The organism is Bacillus sp. ISL-7, from assembly GCF_018613065.1.
The window spans coordinates 1-20,658 of sequence record NZ_JAGGQW010000024.1 but is presented as its reverse complement, the minus strand read 5'-3'; the positions used below and the strand labels follow the sequence as shown (position 1 = coordinate 20,658).

Here is a 20,658-nt window from a genome sequence, read left to right as displayed (position 1 = left end):
AACATCCATTCGTCCCAGTAGGAAGCAATCCCAGTTAAAAAAGCATTTCTTCTTTTTCTTTTCCGTCTTTTTTATTCACTTTTTTCTCTTTTTCTTTTAATACATAGCTGAGTAAGTCTAGTACAATACGGGCTGCTACTTGTCCGGTCATGCCCGTTGGATCATATGGAGGGGCAACTTCTACTAAATCAAACCCGATTACTTCTCCTCTTTTGGAAATCCCTTCAAGCAATTCATTAACCTCATCGTAGAGGAGGCCGCCTGGAGAAGGTGTACCTGTTCCAGGCGCAATTGACGGATCGATTCCGTCAATATCAATCGTTACATAATATTTTTCGCCGGCAGGAATTAGCTCCAGCACTTCCTTAAGTCCTATCTTTCTCATCTGACGCGGTGATAGTATCACGCTGCCATATGTTCTTGCTGCTTCGACGTCTTCTTTTTTGCTGCTGCTGATCCCGCGAATGCCAAACTGAAATATTTTCTGAACATGATCCAGCTCAGATAGGCGGCGAATGCAATTTCCGTGAGCATACCGCATTCCTGAGCGATGATCCGCCCAGTCTAAATGGGCATCAATTTGAATCACATGAAACGGACCTATGTCTTTAAGTCCTTTTCCAACTGCTGCTGTGATGGAATGATCGCCGCCTAATACAACCGGCATAGCACCTTTTGAAATAATTTTTCGGATTGCTTCTTCAGTATTCTCATGGCACTGCATAATATCCCCGTGTACCATGTCTACATCACCGCAGTCAACGACTTTCCATTCAGGCCCTAGATACATAATATCGTTTTCAATATCATAAGCACCATCCAGACCGAAACTATATAATGTAGAACCTTCGCGGATTCCTCTAGGGCCCATTCTTGCTCCTGATTTCCATTGTGTACCCATGTCATTTGGCACCCCGATGACCGCCACATCTGCGTCAAGCTGGTTCAGGTTCGCACACATTGGGTATTTTCCAAAAGTGCAAATGCCTGTAAAAGGTAAATTTAAAAACTGTTTTTCATCACGATCAGACATTCATGCTGCCCCCTTCTAGATTTTAATTCTCGCTTTTTCCTAAGGCAAGGTTATCTGCCGGTGGGCCAGTTCTTAACCAAGGATTATAAATTTTGCTTCTATATACACAATTAATTTTCAATTAAAGTTGTGGTTTTCACCTCATAAGTCTTTTGAAATAAGTTCAGATAGTCTTCTTTTGTCAAATCTCTTGAATTCGCCTGTGTACACAAATGTTTAAAGGCTCCTTCGGCTAGGAAAGGGAAGTCTTTTGGATTTACATTGCCTAAATCTCGGAAGATAGGAATGCCGATTTTATTTGCCAGCTCTTTTAACAACACAACACCTTCGTTCGCCGTTTCTTCAACTGTTTTTCCTTCAGGATTTGCCCCAAGCTTGATTGCTACCATGGCGTGCTTTTCTGGATTTGAAGGAATATTAAATTCAAATACATGTGGAAGAAAAATAGAATTCGCCACTCCATGTGGAGTATCATAGAGTCCCCCAAGTGGTTCGGCCATCGCATGTACTGCCCCAAGATCAGTGTTATCAAAGGCGATACCTGCAACTAAACTGCCCAATAGCATATTTTTCCTAGCCTCTAAATCATGCCCATTTTCTACTGCTAATGGAAGGTTTTTAGCTATTAATTCAATGGCATATAGTCCCAAAGTATCTGAAAGTGGTTGAGCAACTTTGCAGGTATAAGCTTCAATTGCATGTGTAAGTGCATCCATTCCTGTAGCAGCTGTAATCGATTTAGGCAATGTTAAAGTCAATTCAGGATCGACAAGTGCCAGTTTAGGAGCGATTTTCAAATCTAGTATCGCCTCCTTCTGTTTCGTCACGGTATCGGTAATGACAGAACCTCTTGTAACTTCACTACCGGTACCTGAAGTTGTCGGAATACAAATTAGTGGAGGGATTTCTCGTTCTAGTAAATTTACGCCGTAACGTTCTCTTAGCTCTCCTCCATGTGTAAAAAGTGTCCCAATTGCTTTGGCTGTATCCATTGAACTTCCACCGCCGAGACCAATTAAAAGATCGATGTTCTCGTTTTTAAACTGTTGGTAAGCACTCTCACAATCTACATCTTTTGGATTAGGTGATATTTCATCATAAACAATATGATTGACACCTTCCTGATCTAATGACTGTGTGATTTTTTCCAAAATTCCAGTTTGTGCAAGTCCTTTATCGGTAATAATTAGGGCTTTATTTCCGCCTAATTCCTTAGCCCTTTTCCCAATATTCTTTACTTTTCCATTCCCAAACTCTATAGATGTAGGCAGATTAAAATGAAAGTCCCATAACATAATGAATTCCTCCTATTTTTTTAAATATTTTGAATTTAATGTTGATATTTTCTATATTTAATTAATTGCTAAACCATTCAGTTGGCTTAACATCTAAATTAATATTGATTTGTTTTACCTCAGTAAACGTATCCAAACCAAAGGTTCCTAACCCGCGGCCAATTCCGCTCTGCTTGTAACCTCCCCACGGTGCTTCATTATAGGCAAGGCCATAAGCATTAACATAGGTAATCCCGGCTCTTACTTTTTTAATAACCCTCAAAGCTTTGGCGCCATCTTGTGAAAAAACACCTGCTGCAAGCCCGTATGAAGTATCATTTGCCAGCTGGATTGCTTCCGCCTCATCTTTAAACTTTTGAACGACAAGAACTGGTCCAAAAATCTCTTCCTGAACAATTCTCATGTCAGGATTGGTGTCAACAAATATTGTTGGCTCAAAGAAATAACCATTTTCAAGCCCGTTGCTTGTGATACGGTTGCCACCGCAAGCTAATATAGCCCCTTCGTCTAAGCCAATTTGAATATATTCAAGGATATTCTTCATATGGTCTTCACTTACAAGCGGACCCATCTCGGTAGACGAATCATCCCCAGGGCCAACCTGAATCTTTTTCGCTCTTTCTACCAATCTAGCAATGAACTTATCATGAATGCTCTCTTCTAATAGTAAACGGGATCCCGCATTACATACTTGACCAGCATTGGTAAAAATCCCATTTAAAGCATAATCGATTGCTGTCTCAAAATCTGCGTCAGCGAAAACAATATTTGGCGACTTGCCACCTAGTTCGAGTGAAATGTTTTTAATATTTCCTGTTGCTGAATTCATGATGCTTCTACCCGTTGCTGTACTACCTGTAAAAGAAATCAGATCCACCTTTTGGTTTTCCGCTAATTCATTTCCTACTGTTGAACCACCTCCCAAAACTAGGTTTGCAACACCAGCTGGTACCCCCACTTCTTCCATGATCTCAAATAATTTGTAAGTGGTGACTGGAGTGATTTCAGCTGGTTTAAATACAAGCGTATTTCCCGCAGCAAGCGCAGGGGCTATTTTCCAAGCTCCCGTCAACAATGGAAAATTCCATGGAGCGATAAGTCCGCATACACCGACAGGTTCCCGAATAACCATGGCTTGCACAGGATCGGCAACAGAATACGTTTGACCATTTGGCTTTGTCACTAACCCAGCATAGTATCGAAAGCAATTCACAGTATCAGCAATATCAAACTCTGATTCTTTAAGGGGTTTTCCCGTATTCTTTGTTTCAAGTTTGCTAAGCTCGTCTGCCTTTTCTTCAATCTTATCCGCTATTTTAAATAAGTAGGATGCACGTTCAGATGCCGGTAAGTCTGACCAAATTCCGGAGTCAAAAACTGTTCGTGCAGTATTAATCGCCATTTGGGCTTCTTCTCTACTTCCATGCGGAGCCTCAGCCATAATTTTACCGTTTGCAGGATTCACAACATGACTCTTTTCTCCGCTTAATGAATCCATCCATTCACCATTAATAAACATTTTCAACTTCAGCATTTTTACAAACCTCCAATATATTATTTTTTACCTTACCTGTTGAGGGATAACCTCTCGATCAATGTCTTGGACATCCTGTGGAATCATTTCTTTATCAAAATGAAACTCAGGAAGTGGTTTGCGGAACCATTTCGTCATATAGACAAGATAAATCAAGCCGCATGCCATCCAGATTCCCCCTAGAATCAACGCATCCATTTTTAAATGCGACCATAACCATATCGTAAACGCTGCACCAATGAGTGGTAATAATAGGTACCGAATGCAATCCATAAAAGAACGCTTATGATTTCTGATAAAATAATGGGCGATTACAGACAGATTTACAGATGTAAAGGCAATTAACGCTCCAAAATTGATAAACTTAATAACTTGTTCTAGGGTTAATAGAATTGCGAGTAAAGAAACTACGCCAATCACAATGATGCCATGTGACGGTGTTTTAAATTTAGGATGAATGTATCCAAATATATTTTTGGGTAATACGGAATCTCGTCCCATCGCATATAACACTCGCGATGCGCTTGTAATTGAAGCGATTCCTGAAGAGAAATTACCAATAATCACTGCTGTAATAAAAATGGACTTAAATAAATTTCCTCCGACAAGTACTGCAATTTCAAGGGCTGCAGAATCAGCATGTTTGAATGAAATACCCGGACTCACCAATTGTGCTAGGTAAGAAGAGCCAATATACAAAACTCCGATAAACAATAGCATGATAATAATGGCTCTTGGAATCGTTTTTTCGGGATTGATTGTTTCCTCTGATAAAGTGGTGAGTGAGTCAAAACCAAGAAAACTAAAACAAAGAATGGTAGCACCTGCCAAGATAACGGACAAGGAAACATCTGCATCAAACAAGGGCTTAATTGAGAAAAGACTACCCGTCCCTACTCCTTCTGATAAACTTTTGAAGGTTAATATCCAGAAAAGGCAAACAAAAATGACTTGAGCAATAACAAAAATTTTACTAGTTATTGCTGATATCTCCACACCTAGTATGCTCGGAGACACTATGCTTGCAGTCAACACAATTACCAACACATAATGCGGGATTCCAGGAAATACAGCACTTAAAAAGACAGTGGACATCAAGCAGGTAACCATAGGCGTTAACAAATAATCCAGCATAATCGTCCAACCGATAATGAACCCAACCTCAGAATTAATAGATTTTTGCGTAAAGGAATAAGCTGAACCTGAGATCGGGTAGGCTTTCGCCATCTTGCCATAGCTGAGAGCTGTAAAAAGTATTGCTAGAAAAGCAATAAGGTATGCTGTCGTAATAACACCTCTTGAGGTAACGGCAGCAATTCCATAGGTATTAAAAAACACCATGGGGTTATTCCATGCAATCCCTAAAAAAACAACCTGTGACAAAGTAAGTGTTCTTGCAAGCGCTTTCTGTTTCATAACTCAACTCCCTCCGCGTTAATAAATTTAATTCTTAGATGATTTAAAAGATTTCGTATTTTTATTATAAACATTGTTGTTACACAAAGGTCAATAGGTGTATTATATTTTATAGGGGGGGTGATTTCACTGAAAATAAAGGAAAAATTAACCATTGGCGAAATGGCGAAGTTACGAGGGGTAACGACGGAGACCTTACGCCACTATGATAGGATTGACCTATTCAAACCGCAATATGTCGATCCTGATTCGGGGTATCGCTACTATTCTATTTTTCAATATGAAGTTTTAGGGACCATTAAAGAGTTGCGGCAACTTGGGATGAGTACGGACGAAATAAAGGATTATTTTAATGAACGTAATTTTAATAAGTCCTTGGATATTCTGAAAACCAAGCATACGGAACTTGTGTCAAAACTGGACGAGTTACATGACTTGGAGGAAAATATTCGGGGGAAAATTGGATACTTGGAGCATGTAGCGAAAGAAAAGGAACTTCAATCGGTGTTTTTCCGCGAAATAGGAAGAAGGAAGTTAATTACCTTAAATGAAAAAATAAATAATAATTTGGAACTCAGTTATGCTGTTATAAGGTTAGAGAATATGCTCACCGAGAAGACACCAATTCTGGCTAGTAATAGACTAGGCATTATCATCCAGGAAGCGGATCTTAGAGCGAAACGATTTGAAGAACCATCCATTATTTTTGTAGTGGCAAAAAATAAAGAAAAAATACCTAAACAGTGTCAAATGACGGTTCCTGCTGGGGTATTTGCGTGTATTCGTTATAACGGGGAATTATTATGGAATCGAAGCGAAAGTTTGAGTAAGATATTGGAATATCTTGATGAAACCGGATATCACATAACCGGCGATGCGCTGCAAATTATGCACGTCGATATTACAATCACAGATAAACCAAATGAGATTACATTCGAAATTCAAGTTCCAGTTCAAATATAGGGTCGGGGGGACAGGAACCTCGTCCCGTTAGCTAAAATCTGGAAAGAATACTCTGTTAAACTGCTTCTTTAGTCGAAAAAAGAAAAGCCACCAGGAATGGTAGCTTACTTCTTTAAATATTGCACTCATGAATTTAATTTATTCAAATTATACTCGTCTTGTCATTTTTTTTAGCCTTTAATCGTTTTAATTTTCTTTTATGGGTTCTTATTGCGGTTTCCTTCTTTTAAACTGGTAGTAACTACTCCATTGCTTTCTATTACCACCAAATTATTAATTCCGCTTTGATAGTTTCTATAGGAAATAAACATAAATATCATCCTTCCTTTATGAATAATATCATTTGCCTTTCCTAAATTTTTTGCGGGAATTCATCCGGTTACTTAAGATAATTCTAGTCTTTATTTTTTAAGTTTATATTAAAAAGCAGTAAAGTTTCCTTTAATTAATTCTTACAAATTGACCATTTTAAAAGGTAAACAACATAAGTCAACTGCTTATTTAAATTCATAAAGTCTACTTAAAATCTATTTACCCTCTAAACAGAACAGATGTTTTGTTATAAAATAGGTGCGTCCGTTTTGTTTTACTAGAATAATAATTGGCAAAAAGGCGACCTTCATGTTGAAGAATCGCCCTTTTAACCGTCCTTTAACCACAGGTTTCATTTGTCTTTTATAACTAAAGAATTTAAAATCCGCATAATGCTATTTTTCTTTTAAAGAGTATTGTTGATTTTCTAACAAATTTTTAAAATTATTTTTACATTTCATATTTTTTCAAAGCAATGACTGCATTATGCCCGCCAAACCCAAATGAATTGGAGAGACCTATTTTGAGATTTGTTTGTCGGGCTACGTTCGGTACAAAATCTAAATCACATAAAGGATCGGGTTTTTCTAAGTTGATAGTGGGAGGAATAATGCCCTCCTGCAGGCTTTTTGCTAATGCAATAGCTTCAACTCCACCAGCTGCTCCTAATAAATGACCTGTCATCGACTTATTTGCAGTAACAGGTATTCTGTATGCCTGTTCGCCAAACAATTTTTTTATAGCTATTGTTTCAGAAATGTCACCTATCTTTGTACTTGTTGCATGAGCACTAATCATATCAACATCATCAATAGAAATGGACGCATCCTTTAAAGCCATTTTCATTGCAAGATAAGCTCCCCTACCTTCTGGATGAGTGGAAACCATATGATATGCATCAGAACTAGCACCGTATCCAATTACTTCAGCATAAATTCGTGCATTTCTTCGTAAAGCATGTGTTAATGATTCAAGTATTAAGATTCCTGCACCTTCAGACATTACAAATCCATTTCTATTTGAATCAAAAGGACGACTCGCCGCACTTGGGTCATCATTCCTTGAAGATAAAGCAGTTGCATTTTCAAAACTGGCTAATGACAATTCTGTTACGGCTGCTTCAGCCCCTCCAGCAAATGCTATATCAGTGATACCATACCGAATAATTCTGAACGCCTCACCGATAGATGTATTTCCAATTGCACAAGCGGAAACAGGTGCCATGGAAGGTCCCAATGCACCATATTTAATACTTATTTGTGCCGAAGCCGCATTTGCAATCATCGATGGAACCAACGTGGGGCTTACCCTTTGCGGTCCTCTTTCTCGAAGAATATCAATATTTTTAGTCAAAGTCTCAATTCCACCTATTCCTGAACCAACATATACACTAAGACGCTCTAAATCGATTTCCGTAATGTTCAGTTTGGAATCGTTCCATGCTTGTTCAGCTGCAACTAGAGAGAATTGACAAAATCTATCCATACGCCTAGCTTCCTTCTGACCAAGTATATCTTCAGCTCTAAAATCCCTAACTAGTCCAGCAATTTTGGTTTTATGTTTACTAATATCAAATGTATTAATGTAAGAAATTCCAGATCTGCCTTCGGCTAAATTCCTCCAAAATTTTTCAACATTGTTTCCCAAGGGTGACACGACACCCATTCCTGTAATCACAACTCGTTCCATTTCTATTCCCCCTCGTAAAGATTATCTATATTTTCACACTGTATTTATCCTATTACAAGTTGTTGTTTATCATAGTATAATTAGTAATATGATAATCGTTTTAAGATAGGAGTAATGTGAACATGAATAGCAAAACTAGATTAGAAGCCCTATCCGAATTTTTAAAGTCAAAACGTGCAAATATACAACCTCATACAGTAGGAATACCAACGGGAACTAGGCGGAGAACCCCAGGTCTAAGGAGGGAGGAAGTCGCCCAGTTAGCGGGAGTTAGCACTACCTGGTACACATGGCTTGAACAAGGGCGGGATATTAAGGTCTCGTCTTCTGTACTAGATTCTATAGCATCTGCTCTACAATTAAATAACGATGAACGAAAGTATCTATACGATTTAGCTTTAGAAGTAAACACAAATGTGTATAAACAAGAAGTTTTACAAACAAAAATTTCCCCTTCTTTAGAAAAAATTTTAACAGAATTAAAATATTGCCCTACTCTGATCACAGACCGACATTTCCAAATCGTTGGTTGGAATCCTGCTGCAGCCTATGTTTTTTTGGATTTTGAACAAATTCCCATTGAACAGAGAAACTTAATTCGCTTAGTGTTTACTAGGAAAGAATTGAGGTCTTTAGCTGTCAATTGGGAGCATTTTGTGAAAGGCTTTCTTTCCATCTTTCGGGTTTATTATGGACAACATATGGGGGATGAATGGTACACTCAATTTCTCGAAGAAATGACTAATCTTAATCCAGAGTTTCAGTCCTTATGGCAAGAAAATCAGGTAAATATGGCTCCCGAAGTATTAATTGAATTTAGACATTCCAAGGCAGGTAAAATGATTTTTAATTTAACTTCTTTACAAGTTCATGGTAATACTGATTTTTGGTGTAGCATTTATACTCCTGTCGAGGGTTCCTCTACTGAAGAAAAATTAAAGAAGATGATGAAAAAAGGTGAAAAAAGTTAAGTTTAGAGCTGAAAGTAGTCCTAATTAGGGGGACTAAAACCTCCACCTTTTTTTGTGCTATTTGGCATCAGGTTTTTTCCGCTGCTGCTGATCTGTTTTTAAAAGAAATTCAGGCGAAATTTTCAAAAGTAAAGGAAAATATTTAAGGAAAGCAAATAAAAAGGATGTCCCAAAAGCTGGATTTCGGGACATCCTTGATCATATCTTCATATTTATCGCTTACACAACTTACATTGTGCTGATATCAATCACAAATCGATACTTCACATCTGAAGCTAATACGCGTTGGTAGGCTTCGTCAATTTGGTCAGCCGAGATTACTTCAATTTTAGGAACAATATTATGTTCTGCACAGAAATTTAACATTTCCTGAGTCTCGCGGATGCCTCCAATCATTGAACCTGCAAATGAACGACGATGACCGATCAGTGAGAATACGTTAACTGACAACGGCTCCGCTGGCGCACCGACGTTGACCAGTGTACCATCCAGAGTTAATAGTGAGAAATAAGCATTAATGTCGATTTTTGCACTTACCGTGTTAATAATTAAATCAAAGGTTCCGGCAAGTTTCTCGAATGTTTCAGGGTCGTTTGTAGCATAGTAGTTGTCTGCACCGAATTGCAATCCATCGTCCTTTTTGTTTAATGTTTGTGATAGAACGGTGACTTCGGCACCCATGGCATGTGCAATTTTGACAGCCATATGACCAAGACCGCCCATACCAACCACAGCTACTTTCTTACCTGGTCCAGCTCCCCAATGGTTTAATGGAGAATATGTCGTAATTCCTGCACAAAGTAATGGTGCTGCGACATCAAGCCCAATATTATCTGGAATTCTAACTACAAAGTCCTCAGTTACAACAATATGGGTAGAATAGCCGCCTTGAGTTGGCTCACCGTATTTGTCAACACCAGCATAAGTAGGGACATTTCCTTTTAGACAGTATTGTTCTTCCCCTTTACGGCAGTTCTCACATTCACCACATGAGTCAACCATACAACCGACCCCAACTCGGTCACCGACTTTATACTTCGTTACCTCGGCTCCAACATCTGTGACAATTCCCGCAATCTCATGTCCAGGTACAAGAGGATAGTTCACGGGACCCCATTCGCCGTGAGCAGTATGGATGTCAGAATGACATACGCCTGCATATTTAATTTCAATTAGAACATCATGTAAATCAAGGTCACGTCTTTTAATTTCAGCAACTCGAAACGGTTTGTCTGGACCGTCGACTGCTCGCGCTTTAGCTGTTATCATTTGTTTAAACCTCCAATATCATTTGATTTTTCAAGAGAATTGACTTGTACCGGGTAAGATACTTAACTTCCCTTTGATATTCATTTCTCCCTTTTTCTCTTGCAAAAACTAGAATAATCCCTAGAGTTAACTCTAGGTCAAGCAAAAAGTTTATATGCAGAATACAACACAAACCATAAAATGGAACTCAAAAATAATAAATGCAACTATTATATGACTGCATTGGATGCAGGAACGGAAGGTATTCATAAAAAAGATAAAATAGGGAGTCCTATAAAAAATTAAAAAGTGCATTAAACCATTCCTGGAATAATGCACCTATTTGTTCCACTATTTGGACTAACCTTTACCATTAAACATTTGATATTCCTAGCATCTTTAACTTGTCACGAGCATCGGAATTCCATCTGTAAGTTTTAATGTACTCCATTAACAAGCTGCTTCATCACGTTTAACTCCGAAGAAAGCGCCAAAAACCATTCCTTATCCCCTGTTGATAAGGCCAGGTCTAGTAGAAATTCAATTTGTGCCTTGTTGGTAACATTAGAAACAGGCATCTTTTTAACCTGTTTACTTAAAATAGGTATGGTTTTGCCAATCGTTTGATTATTGTCACTTGTAACAACGGTTACCTTTACTACTCCTTCTATACTAGACAGTGATTCAATATAACCAATGATTAATTCGCCATCCCGTGATTCTGCCTTAATCCAATCACCTGTTTTTAAAATGGTATTATTATTGGAGAACATACTTTTTTCACCTTCTTAATTTTTTGGTTTCATCTTAGAATATGCCAGTTATAATTAATCTGTAATTTTTTTATTACATTTTAGCTAAAGAAGTATACGGCCACATACCGGTCACTGACGCTTATTAACAAGATCAACAACCTCTTTGATTGTATAATCCTTTAAATATTCTCCCAGATGTTCTTCAGCACCGAAGAAAATGCTACAGAGTACTCTTTGCATATTCGCCCCTACAATACACTTTTCATTTGATTCAGGACACTTGGGCTGGAGAGCACCTTCTGAGGTTATCTTATATATATCCCAAAGATTTACTTCACTAAGATCTAGCTCAAAAATAAATCCGCCGCCAGTTCCCTCTTTTGATTTAATAAATCCATGTTTTTTTAACAAACTTAGCACTTTTCGAATGCGTACCGGATGGACGCCAGCACTTTCTGAAATGGCATCGCTAGTTGACATGCGGTCCGGCTGAAGCGCAAGAAAAGATAAACTATGAATGGCAAGGGTAAAATCACTATTCATGAGCTTGCCTCCTAAGGACAATAACTTCTTTTTACTATTACATGTATTGTCTGCATCTTTTTTTAAAATTAACAACTGTAATACTAAACATTACAGATTAGCTAGTCAACCATTTAGCTTTCAATGTCCGTGGTAGGCTGGTTTTATTTAAATATCCCACTGCTTTTTGACTTGTTCTTCTGCTATTTGTTTAATTTTTTTCCATGCCATATCTTTTTTCACTATCACATTGGTATGGTAATTTCGATCTTTATAATTTACTGTCACGAATACTTCAATCATTTTTTTTACCTCCTTTAAAAACATATTTACACATTAAAGATGATCGTCCTTCTTTTCAGTTCCAGGGTTAGTTTAAACTGTTAAGACTTAGAATTTTTTCCTTATTGTTTCATATTAATTAGCCGCTTTTTGCAATTCGTTGTACAAATATGAGCGAATTCTACGGGGCAGAAAACTACGAATTTCATCCTCGTTATATCCCACTTGTAATCTTTTTTCGTCCAGGATAATTGGCCGGCGCACCATTGTGGGATGCTCGATTATTAATTTGTACAATTCATTAAGCGGAAGAGATTCAATATTTACGTTTAATTCTTTGAACACCTTTGAATTCGTTGAAATAATTTCGCTAGTCCCCTCTTCTGTCAAGCGAAGAATCGATTTAATCTCATCGACAGTAAGGGGATTAGATATTATGTTTCTTTCCATATAATCAATTTGATGTTCCTCAAGCCAAGCTTTTGCTTTTCGGCAAGAAGCACAGCTGGGTGTTGTAAAAAGAGTCACCATACTTTTACACACTCCTTACGTATATTTTGGCAAACATATTTAAATGTAATAAAAAATTTTACAGTTACTATACTGTAAGTTTAATCATTACAGTTAATTTTGTCAATTGTAAAGTTTTGGATTAAATATAATATCTATAAAAATACCACCTGATCGGCGGTATTTATCTTCAATTTGGTATTATTGGTAAATCACCATATATTTTTTCTATCTTCATAAAAATCCCCTCCGTCATTTATTTCTTGATAAACACTACTTCTTTAAAGGTATCTATTCCTTCTTTTTGTTGAACTAACCCGCTTTGTTAGTAAGAAAACGTTCCTTCCTTTTGGCAGAAACGCCCCCTATAGTTTAAATACATTTCTTCACAATCTTTGCTTTCATAATAAAAATGGTTACCGAAGCAACCATTCAGGATTCAGATAAAACGTCAATAAATATAGTAATAAATTATCTATGGGTTCGCTCTCCCATAATATTACCTATACGGCTCAATCCTTTTTCTGCTGTTAGAATCATCTCATCAAATAACTCATGTACTGTAGGAATATTGTTGATAAGTCCGATTACTTGTCCAACCCATCCGAAACCTGCTTCATTTCCATCATAGATATAGCTGCAATTAGCTTTTCCGCTGATTATATCTTTCAGGTCTTCATAGGTTGCTCCTTTCTTTTCACGTTCAATAATATCGAGAGTAACTTCACTTTTCAGGACTCGTCCTGGTGAACCCAATGTTTTCTTTATAATCACTGTATCCGTTTCGTTTGCATTAACAATTGCCTGTTTATATTTCTTGTTTGCATGTACGCACTCTTGAGTGGCGATAAAGCGAGTCCCCATTTCAATTCCTTCTGCCCCAAGTGCAAAAGCTGCCAATAAACCTCGTCCATCGCCAATTCCACCACTTGCTAATACTGGTATAGATACAGCATCTGTGACACGAGGAATAAGTACCATTGTACCAATTTCGTCACGTCCTAAATGTCCTCCGCCTTCTTGTCCAACCGCCATTAAAGCGTCAGCTCCTAGTTCTTCGGCTTTTTGTGCTTGTCTAACCCCGGATACAAGTACCAGTGTTCGAATGTTTTCTCCTTTAATTCGTTCAAAAACAGGTTGCGGGTTAGCTCCAGTTATAGAAATTGCTGGTACCTTTTCCTCAATGGCAATTTCCAGCAAGTCCTGATATTTACCGTCGTGTCTTGCAATAGCAAAATTTACACCAAAGGGCTTGTTGGTAAGTGTACGCACTTTACGGATTTCCTCCCGAAGTCTTTCAGGTGTACCTAGCGTTGCCGCAGTAATTTGTCCAAGTCCTCCTGCATTCGAGACCGCAGCTGCCAGTTCAGCATAAGCAAGGTAAGCAAGTCCTCCCTGTACAATTGGATATTTAATTCCAAAAATTTCTGTTACTCGTGTTTTCATAAATACTCCCACTCCTTTTCAGATGTTCCATGTTATGAGATTAGAAATTCGACATAAAAGATAATTAATCCTGTAATGTTCCTAAAAAAGGGAAGCTCTTGTTGGGGTATTCTGCCCCTTTAGAACAATAGGAAAAGGAGCCGCTGCCGCAGCTCCATCTTCATACAGATAGGTAAGGGTTTGAAGTTATCACTCCCTTTTCCCCCTGTCCACACCGTATGTGCGGCTTTCACCGCATACGGTTAACGAACTCCCTTCCCAAAAGAAGGGAGTTCAACGTCCTAAATCAGAGCTGTTGAATATAATTTGGAACATCAATGCATCGAATTTATCGCCGAATGGTTGACCATAACGCGACGGATGAAAAACGCCATAGCCAGACCAATTAACGTTACGGTCAATGGAACAAGAACACGTTCTGAGAACCGCTCCCTCATCGCATTAGCCATTTCGGTCGGTTTAGTATGCGAGGTTGAGCCGTGCAATTTATGGCCCTTAGCTATCCCAATGCTGAACATTTTAGTTAGTTTTTCTTTGATAGTGATCTTTTTTTGAAACGGTAGCATTTTTGCCTAATATAACAGAAAAGACAACAATCACTGCTATTACAAGAGTGAAATATGTGATGGATTCATGGAGGAAAACTGTTGCAAATAGGATCATCAAAACTGGTTGTAAGTATTGAATCTGACTAACTCTTGCTATTCCGCCCATAGCCATTCCGCTATACCAAGCAACATATGCTAGAAATTGACTAACAACTGCAAGATAAATAAAACTGACCCAAGCTTGTAAAGGAGCATGAAGCATTTCAGTTGTAAGGCTTAGCCAAACTGGAATAATGAAAAATGGAGCACCGATCATAATCGCCCAAGCAATCACTTGCCAGCTACCTAATTCTTTCGATAATCTCCCACCTTCTGCATAACTAAGACCAAGTATAATCACGGCTGCTAGTAAAGCTAAATCGGCAAATTGTAATTGACCGAACCCTAGATGAAGGGCATACACAATAACAGCTAAAGAGCCGATTATACTTGAAACCCAGAATTTGAGAGAAGGGACTTCTCCAGCTCTAAACATTGCAAATCCGGCTGTGGCTAATGGTAATAGTGCTAATTCCACAGCTCCATGAGAAACAGGCAAAGATTCCATTGCCCAAGAAGTGAGGAGAGGAAATCCTAAAACTGCACCAACAGCAACAAAAAGGAGACTTTTGAATTGGCGAGGAGAAGGGAGTTTTTCTTTTCGAAAAATTAATACTACAGCAACTAAAATAGCGGCAACAACTGTTCTTCCTAACCCGACAACCGTGGTCCCAAAATACTCTACTGCAATTCTAGTAGATGGGAGCGTTAAGCTAAAACAAATAACACCTACTAATCCCAACAATAATCCAAATTTCTCTCTGGTTTCTCTCTGCATCTTATCCTACCTACCTTTTAACTTCGTATTATATCTGTACCATTTTCTGCTTTTCATAAAAAACAGTTCTGATATAATTAAAATATTAATAGGTACACACAATAAAAATAAACCATTTTTTCACCCATCTGTACCGGTACAGTTGAAGGAGGATAAATGTATGAGCTCAAAATATATTGAGATAATGGAAGAAATTAAGCTTCGGCTAGCAGATGGGTCGCTTATTGCAGGGAGTAAACTCCCTTCTGTTCGTCAGCTATCTGAGCATTTTTCATGTAGCAAAAATACGGTCATTAAAGCATACGAAGGACTAGAAAAAGAGCATTTAATTTATTCTGTTCCTAAAAGTGGCTACTTTGTTGTGAATGAATTTCAAAATACGACGAATGAAAATGACGTGATTGATTTCTTGTCGGCTGGTCCAGATAAAAACGTTATGCCTTATATTGAATTTCAACACTGTATGAATCAAGCAATTGAACAATATAAAGAAGAGCTTTTTACATACTCTGATCAACAAGGGCTTTACTCATTACGCGTACAGTTAGTGAAATATTTGCAGAATCTACAGGTGTTCACTCAACCTGAAAGAGTAGTCGTTGTTTCTGGCTCACAGCAAGCCCTTAATTTATTAGTTTCAATGCCGTTTCCAAATGGAAAAAACAATATTCTAATTGAGCAGCCTACCTATTTCGGATTCATTGAGTCCATCAATCTGCAACAAGCTAATACTTTTGGAATTGAGTTATCGATGGAAGGCATTGATCTTGATCGTTTGGAATACATTTTTCGAAATAATGATATAAAATTTTTCTATATTATCCCGAGATTTCACAATCCACTTGGACATTGTTACTCGAATGGCGAAAAGAAAAAAATCGTTGAGTTAGCAAAAAAATACGATATATATATAGTGGAAGATGATTTTTTAGGGGACCTTGACCCAAATGCAAAATCAGATCCTTTATTTTCTTTTGATCCTTCCGGGAGAGTGATTTATATTAAAAGCTTTTCGAAAATTTTCCTCCCAGGGCTAAGGATTGCTACAGTCGTTCTTCCTACATTAATGATTAACAATTTTTTACGATATAAATTTAGTTCGGATTTTAATAGTTCAGCACTTTCTCAAGGTGCACTAGAAATCTATTTAAAAAGTGGTATGTTTAATAACCATCTCAAAAAAATAAAAGAGGTATACCATTCTAAAATGCAAATCCTTCAAGAAGCCTGTGAATTATTGCTACCGGCTAATACTCATTTTTCAAAACCGACTTCAGGATTCTATCTATCCATCAGTTTGCCAGAGAATGTGACAGCAAAACAGGTAGTTCATATGCTAAACGAGCAGCATATATTTGTTGATGATGCCTCTAGAATGTTTTTGCCAGAATATAAAAAGGAAAATCTCCTTCGATTAAGTATCTCTCAAGTGAACGAGAGTCAAATTAAACTAGGGGTAGAGCGATTGGCTCATTGTATTGCTTTAATTAACATTAGAAAAAATCGTATTACTCCAAATAACTTTTTACTCTTTTAGTTGTTGCCTTGAAAAATTAACTTTATAAACCTTGATAATAGAGCAAATAATTTTCAAAAGCTTTTTCGTGTAAAGGATGTTTTTGTTAACTAAAGGACTGCCTCCGGAACCCCGTTATTCAACAAAAGCACCCTTTACTTTAAGAACACTATTTCACAATCTACTCACCGTATAGTAATTTATTAAAAGCTTGATAGCCACAGGCTTAGTATTCTTTGCTATAATAAAACACAGATAATTGTGGTAGGATTGAGGTGAAACAAAATGTTTTGGACTCCATTATTTGAAAACGATGTACCAGTAGCTCTCTTCTGCTCTTAATGGAGTGAAGGTGACTACATCTCTCCGTTAGGGGCATTCACGACCTAAACAAAAGACGGAGGGTACAAAAAAATGAAAAACACCTTATTAGGTTCTTTATATTTAATTTCAGCTTCAAGTATTTAGGGCGGTATGTACGTTGTTGTTAAAGTTGTAGTATCGGTCATACCTCCACTGGAACTTGTGTGGATGCGTTATTTAGTGGCGATTGTCGCACTTCTCTTGATTGGCTTCATAACAAGACAAAAATGGCGAATTGAAAAACGTTATGTCTTAATAATCATAGCCATTGGAATTATAGGTAATGCCATTTCAATTGTTGCTCAGGAAACTGGTACTATGCTATCCACAGCACAAATGGGAGCCATTATAACTTCTTCAACACCAGCATTTATGGTTATTTTTGCTCGCTTAATCCTTAAAGAAAGGATGACCATAAAAAAGGGAATCTCCGTTTGTTTAGCGACAATTGGAGTGCTTCTCATTGTTGGAATTAGTGATGTGAATATGTCCAGTACTCTTGGAGGTATTGCACTACTTATTGCAGCTTTAACATGGGCACTTATGTCTGTACTTGTAAAGCTTTTGCCGAGTGATTATTCACAAATTGTGGTAACGACCTATTCAACCTTGGTAGCCCTAATCGTGTTGACCCCTTTTGTTATGCCAAGCTTACATGAAATTAATATCTCTCAACTGACTCACCCGACCATTTGGGGAGGAATATTGTATTTAGGTATTGTCTCAACAGCAGGTGGATTTCTACTTTGGAATCGTGGATTACAAATGCTTAACGCCTCAAGTGGAGGAATATTTTTCTTCTTTCAACCCGTGGTTGGAACATTACTAGGATGGCTTATTCTAGGAGAGACCATTGGTGTAACATTTTGGATAGGCTCTCTTCTAATTCTCACAGGTGTTTTATTCGTTATCATTGAGAAAAAATAGTATTAAAACCCCCTTCAAATTCAGTTCATTTGAAGGGGTTTTGCTTCATTTTTCCTGATAAAAAAGTTCTCTGATGTTGAACTAACCTGCCACTATAGTCTAACAACAAAAATACTTCTGCAACGATCATCATTTTTACTATTGTCATCCGACCTAATCACATTATATTTGTAAACGCTTACAATTGTAAATGTATTTGCTCAGTGTCTACAAATAAAAAAAGGTGGCTTGCTACGACGCAATCCCAATTTCAACAAAAGCACCCATGTAGCGCAAAAATCAGCGCTTCACCACAGAGAATGAAAATGGGTTAGAACCGTCAATACTGATTTAGCTCCCTTGCGGGAAGCACACATGGTAGATTAATCCTATTCTGGTTGTTGCACCAGCCTCTAAACATAATGAACGCCGTAGAAAGGATGTTTTCAATGGATGTAGTCATTGAAAGAGCATGCGGTATGGATGTCCATAAGGACAATATTACTGCCTGTATTATGACACCAAAAGGAAAGGAGATTCAAACGTTTTCTACTAAAACTGTATTTCTATTACAGTTGGTTGACTGGATTAAACAACATAATTGTACCCATGTCGCCATGGAAAGCACGAGTGTTTATTGGAAACCTATTGTGAATTTACTAGAGGCTGAGGATATTGAGTTTTTAGTGGTGAATACCCAACATATAGGAAGGCTGTTCCAGGACGCAAGACAGATGTGAAGGATGCAGAATGGATTGCTAAACTTCTTCGTCATGGACTACTTAAAGCTAGTTATATCCCAGACCGAAATCAACGTGAATTGCGTGAACTTGTTCGCTATCGTAGAAGTATTATTGAAGAGCGTGCCAGACAACATAACCGAATCCAAAAAGTGTTAGAAGGCGCGAACATTAAATTGGGGTCGGTTGTTTCAGATGTGTTGGGTGTTTCAGCACGAGATATGCTTGATGCCATTGCCGATGGTGAAGAGGACCCTGAAAAACTAGCAAACTTTGCACGACGCTCGATGAAAAAGAAGAAAGAAGAACTGGAACTTGCCCTAAAAAGGCTATATTAATTCACATCAACGCCTCATGTTAAAAACCATTTTAGGTCATATTGATTTTCTGACTGAGCAAATCGAGATGCTTGATAAGGAAGTTGGGACATAGTCAGCTCTCATCAAGAAGATGTATCAATATTGGATTCGATTCCTGGTATAGCGACCAGAATGGCTAAGCAAATCCTATCTGAAATTGGGATTGATGTGAAAAAACAATTCCCTACTGCAGCTCATATGTGTTCTTGGGCAGGATTAGTTCCTGGGCAAAATGAAAGTGCTGGAAAAAGAAAATCAGCCAAAACTAAAAAAGGAAAATAAGTATTTAAGATCGGCGTTAACCGAAGCAGCTCATTCAGTAAGAGGATCCAAAAACTATCTCGGTGCACTGTATAGGCGTACAGCATCCCGAAAGGGTAAGAAACGTGCGAGTATTGTAGTCGCTCATGCAATGTTACGTATCTCTTATTATCTATTAACACGAAAAGAAATGTATGTAGACTTAGGTGAAGACTACTTTGATAAGCAGAGACAACAATCAATTGTTCGGCATTCTTTAAGACGACTCGAAAGTTTAGGATACATCGTTACGCTTGAAGAACCTAAAGCCTCTTAATCCAGTTCACTTAATTACCATAGATCAATGAAATTGGTGCTCTCCCCTTTTTTAAAAAAACGAATGAGCTGCGTCCTCTTTAGTATTGCCTTTTTCACTGAATTACAGAATTTTATTTTCATGGTAGCTTAAGAACAACTCCTAAGCGAATTGAAACTTTTGTTAAAATATCCATCTAAAGATAGTGATAATCCCAATTGATGTAAAGCAAAAAATTAATATTAAAATAAAGATACATCCAATGGTTACTAATTTATCACCTAAAGTATTAGTAGGTACTTCCACTAATTTTTCTTTAACTTTATCCTTAATAGGAGAGGATCCCTGCTCTAAATGCAATTTTTTTATTATGTCAGGATTTCCTTTATACTTTATTGCTCTTGCTATTCTAGATGAATTATTCCCCTCAGATTGTTCGAACATTGTACACGCTTTTTCCATTTCAGGAGTCATTTTTTCTTCTAGATACCAATATCGACCAGCCATTGTTGGATATTTTAATGAAAAATAAATATCTCCCAATTTTCTACGCAGCTCTATTTCATTAGGATAAGTAGAAATTAATCCGTGAAGTCTATCTCTCGCTTTTCCTAAATCATCATTCATAATGTCCTCTTCTATCTTCTTTAAAGTTTTAACAGGAATCTTACTTATCGTAGTCCCCCTCCTTAATTTATTTAAGACATTTATTAATTAAACCTATTTACTTAGCTATATAAGAAAAAGCGTCAGCGATCCTTCTTGAGCTCTAGCACCCTTTAGTTGAATAAGCTCGTGGTATGTCAACACTAAACTA

Annotated in this window: 17 protein-coding genes and 1 pseudogene; 5 read left to right on the top strand and 13 right to left on the bottom strand. The window is 37.6% G+C overall.

The annotated features are described in order from the left end of the window. Positions 1-34 precede the first annotated feature (34 nt). The 4 genes from speB to J7E66_RS07170 all read right to left on the bottom strand — a co-directional run bounded on the left by speB (position 35) and on the right by J7E66_RS07170 (position 5,278). Entirely contained in the window at positions 35-1,033 is a 999-nt protein-coding gene (gene speB, locus J7E66_RS07185; protein ID WP_214998709.1) for an agmatinase, read from the bottom strand. 110 nt (positions 1,034-1,143) lie between these two features. After that, a complete protein-coding gene (locus J7E66_RS07180) occupies positions 1,144-2,328 on the bottom strand; it encodes an iron-containing alcohol dehydrogenase (protein ID WP_214998707.1) in 1,185 nt (394 codons plus the stop codon). Positions 2,329-2,389: 61 nt separating this feature from the next. Beyond that, positions 2,390-3,862 (bottom strand): aldehyde dehydrogenase family protein, encoded by a 1,473-nt coding sequence (locus tag J7E66_RS07175; protein ID WP_214998705.1) that lies wholly within the window; start codon positions 3,860-3,862, stop codon positions 2,390-2,392. 27 nt (positions 3,863-3,889) lie between these two features. Next, on the bottom strand, positions 3,890-5,278 hold the full coding sequence (locus J7E66_RS07170; protein ID WP_214998703.1) for an APC family permease: 1,389 nt from the start codon (positions 5,276-5,278) through the stop codon (positions 3,890-3,892). A 120-nt stretch (positions 5,279-5,398) separates the two neighbouring features. Between J7E66_RS07170 and J7E66_RS07165 the strand changes: the two genes are divergently transcribed. Then, on the top strand, positions 5,399-6,241 hold the full coding sequence (locus J7E66_RS07165; RefSeq protein ID WP_214998702.1) for a MerR family transcriptional regulator: 843 nt from the start codon (positions 5,399-5,401) through the stop codon (positions 6,239-6,241). A 762-nt stretch (positions 6,242-7,003) separates the two neighbouring features. Here J7E66_RS07165 and fabF read toward each other — a convergent pair. Beyond that, entirely contained in the window at positions 7,004-8,242 is a 1,239-nt protein-coding gene (gene fabF / locus J7E66_RS07160) for a beta-ketoacyl-ACP synthase II (protein ID WP_214998700.1), read from the bottom strand. Between the two features lie 122 nt (positions 8,243-8,364). Here fabF and J7E66_RS07155 point away from each other — a divergent pair, with 122 nt between their 5' ends. Further along, positions 8,365-9,213 (top strand): helix-turn-helix transcriptional regulator, encoded by an 849-nt coding sequence (locus J7E66_RS07155; RefSeq protein ID WP_214998698.1) that lies wholly within the window; start codon positions 8,365-8,367, stop codon positions 9,211-9,213. Positions 9,214-9,441: 228 nt separating this feature from the next. Here J7E66_RS07155 and J7E66_RS07150 read toward each other — a convergent pair whose 3' ends face one another. The 7 genes from J7E66_RS07150 to J7E66_RS07120 form a co-directional block, all read right to left on the bottom strand. Then, complete coding sequence (locus J7E66_RS07150; protein WP_214998696.1) at positions 9,442-10,482, bottom strand: NAD(P)-dependent alcohol dehydrogenase; 1,041 nt, start codon at positions 10,480-10,482, stop codon at positions 9,442-9,444. Positions 10,483-10,898: 416 nt separating this feature from the next. Then, positions 10,899-11,234 carry an IDEAL domain-containing protein gene (locus J7E66_RS07145; RefSeq protein ID WP_214998694.1) on the bottom strand — a complete coding sequence of 112 codons (336 nt, stop codon included), beginning with the start codon at positions 11,232-11,234 and terminating at the stop codon, positions 10,899-10,901. 111 nt (positions 11,235-11,345) lie between these two features. Then, positions 11,346-11,759 (bottom strand): RrF2 family transcriptional regulator, encoded by a 414-nt coding sequence (locus tag J7E66_RS07140; RefSeq protein ID WP_214998692.1) that lies wholly within the window; start codon positions 11,757-11,759, stop codon positions 11,346-11,348. Between the two features lie 147 nt (positions 11,760-11,906). After that, positions 11,907-12,041 (bottom strand): BA3454 family stress response protein, encoded by a 135-nt coding sequence (locus J7E66_RS07135; protein WP_214998690.1) that lies wholly within the window; start codon positions 12,039-12,041, stop codon positions 11,907-11,909. 114 nt (positions 12,042-12,155) lie between these two features. Next, positions 12,156-12,551 (bottom strand): transcriptional regulator SpxA, encoded by a 396-nt coding sequence (gene spxA, locus J7E66_RS07130; protein WP_214998689.1) that lies wholly within the window; start codon positions 12,549-12,551, stop codon positions 12,156-12,158. A gap of 450 nt (positions 12,552-13,001) precedes the next feature. Further along, entirely contained in the window at positions 13,002-13,976 is a 975-nt protein-coding gene (locus J7E66_RS07125; RefSeq protein WP_214998687.1) for an NAD(P)H-dependent flavin oxidoreductase, read from the bottom strand. Positions 13,977-14,495: 519 nt separating this feature from the next. After that, the gene (locus J7E66_RS07120) at positions 14,496-15,401 is read right to left on the bottom strand and encodes a DMT family transporter (RefSeq protein WP_214998685.1); all 906 of its coding nucleotides are present in this window, start codon (positions 15,399-15,401) and stop codon (positions 14,496-14,498) included. A gap of 160 nt (positions 15,402-15,561) precedes the next feature. Here J7E66_RS07120 and J7E66_RS07115 point away from each other — a divergent pair, with 160 nt between their 5' ends. The 3 genes and pseudogenes from J7E66_RS07115 to J7E66_RS07105 all read left to right on the top strand — a co-directional run bounded on the left by J7E66_RS07115 (position 15,562) and on the right by J7E66_RS07105 (position 19,862). Further along, entirely contained in the window at positions 15,562-16,938 is a 1,377-nt protein-coding gene (locus tag J7E66_RS07115) for an aminotransferase-like domain-containing protein (protein ID WP_214998683.1), read from the top strand. Between the two features lie 453 nt (positions 16,939-17,391). Then, positions 17,392-18,207 (top strand): DMT family transporter, encoded by an 816-nt coding sequence (locus tag J7E66_RS07110; RefSeq protein ID WP_251032810.1) that lies wholly within the window; start codon positions 17,392-17,394, stop codon positions 18,205-18,207. A gap of 428 nt (positions 18,208-18,635) precedes the next feature. Continuing rightward, positions 18,636-19,862: pseudogene (locus tag J7E66_RS07105) on the top strand (IS110 family RNA-guided transposase). 162 nt (positions 19,863-20,024) lie between these two features. Here the strand turns inward: J7E66_RS07105 and J7E66_RS07100 are convergent. After that, a complete protein-coding gene (locus J7E66_RS07100; RefSeq protein ID WP_308162483.1) occupies positions 20,025-20,516 on the bottom strand; it encodes a DUF6584 family protein in 492 nt (163 codons plus the stop codon). Between the last annotated feature and the right edge of the window lie 142 nt (positions 20,517-20,658).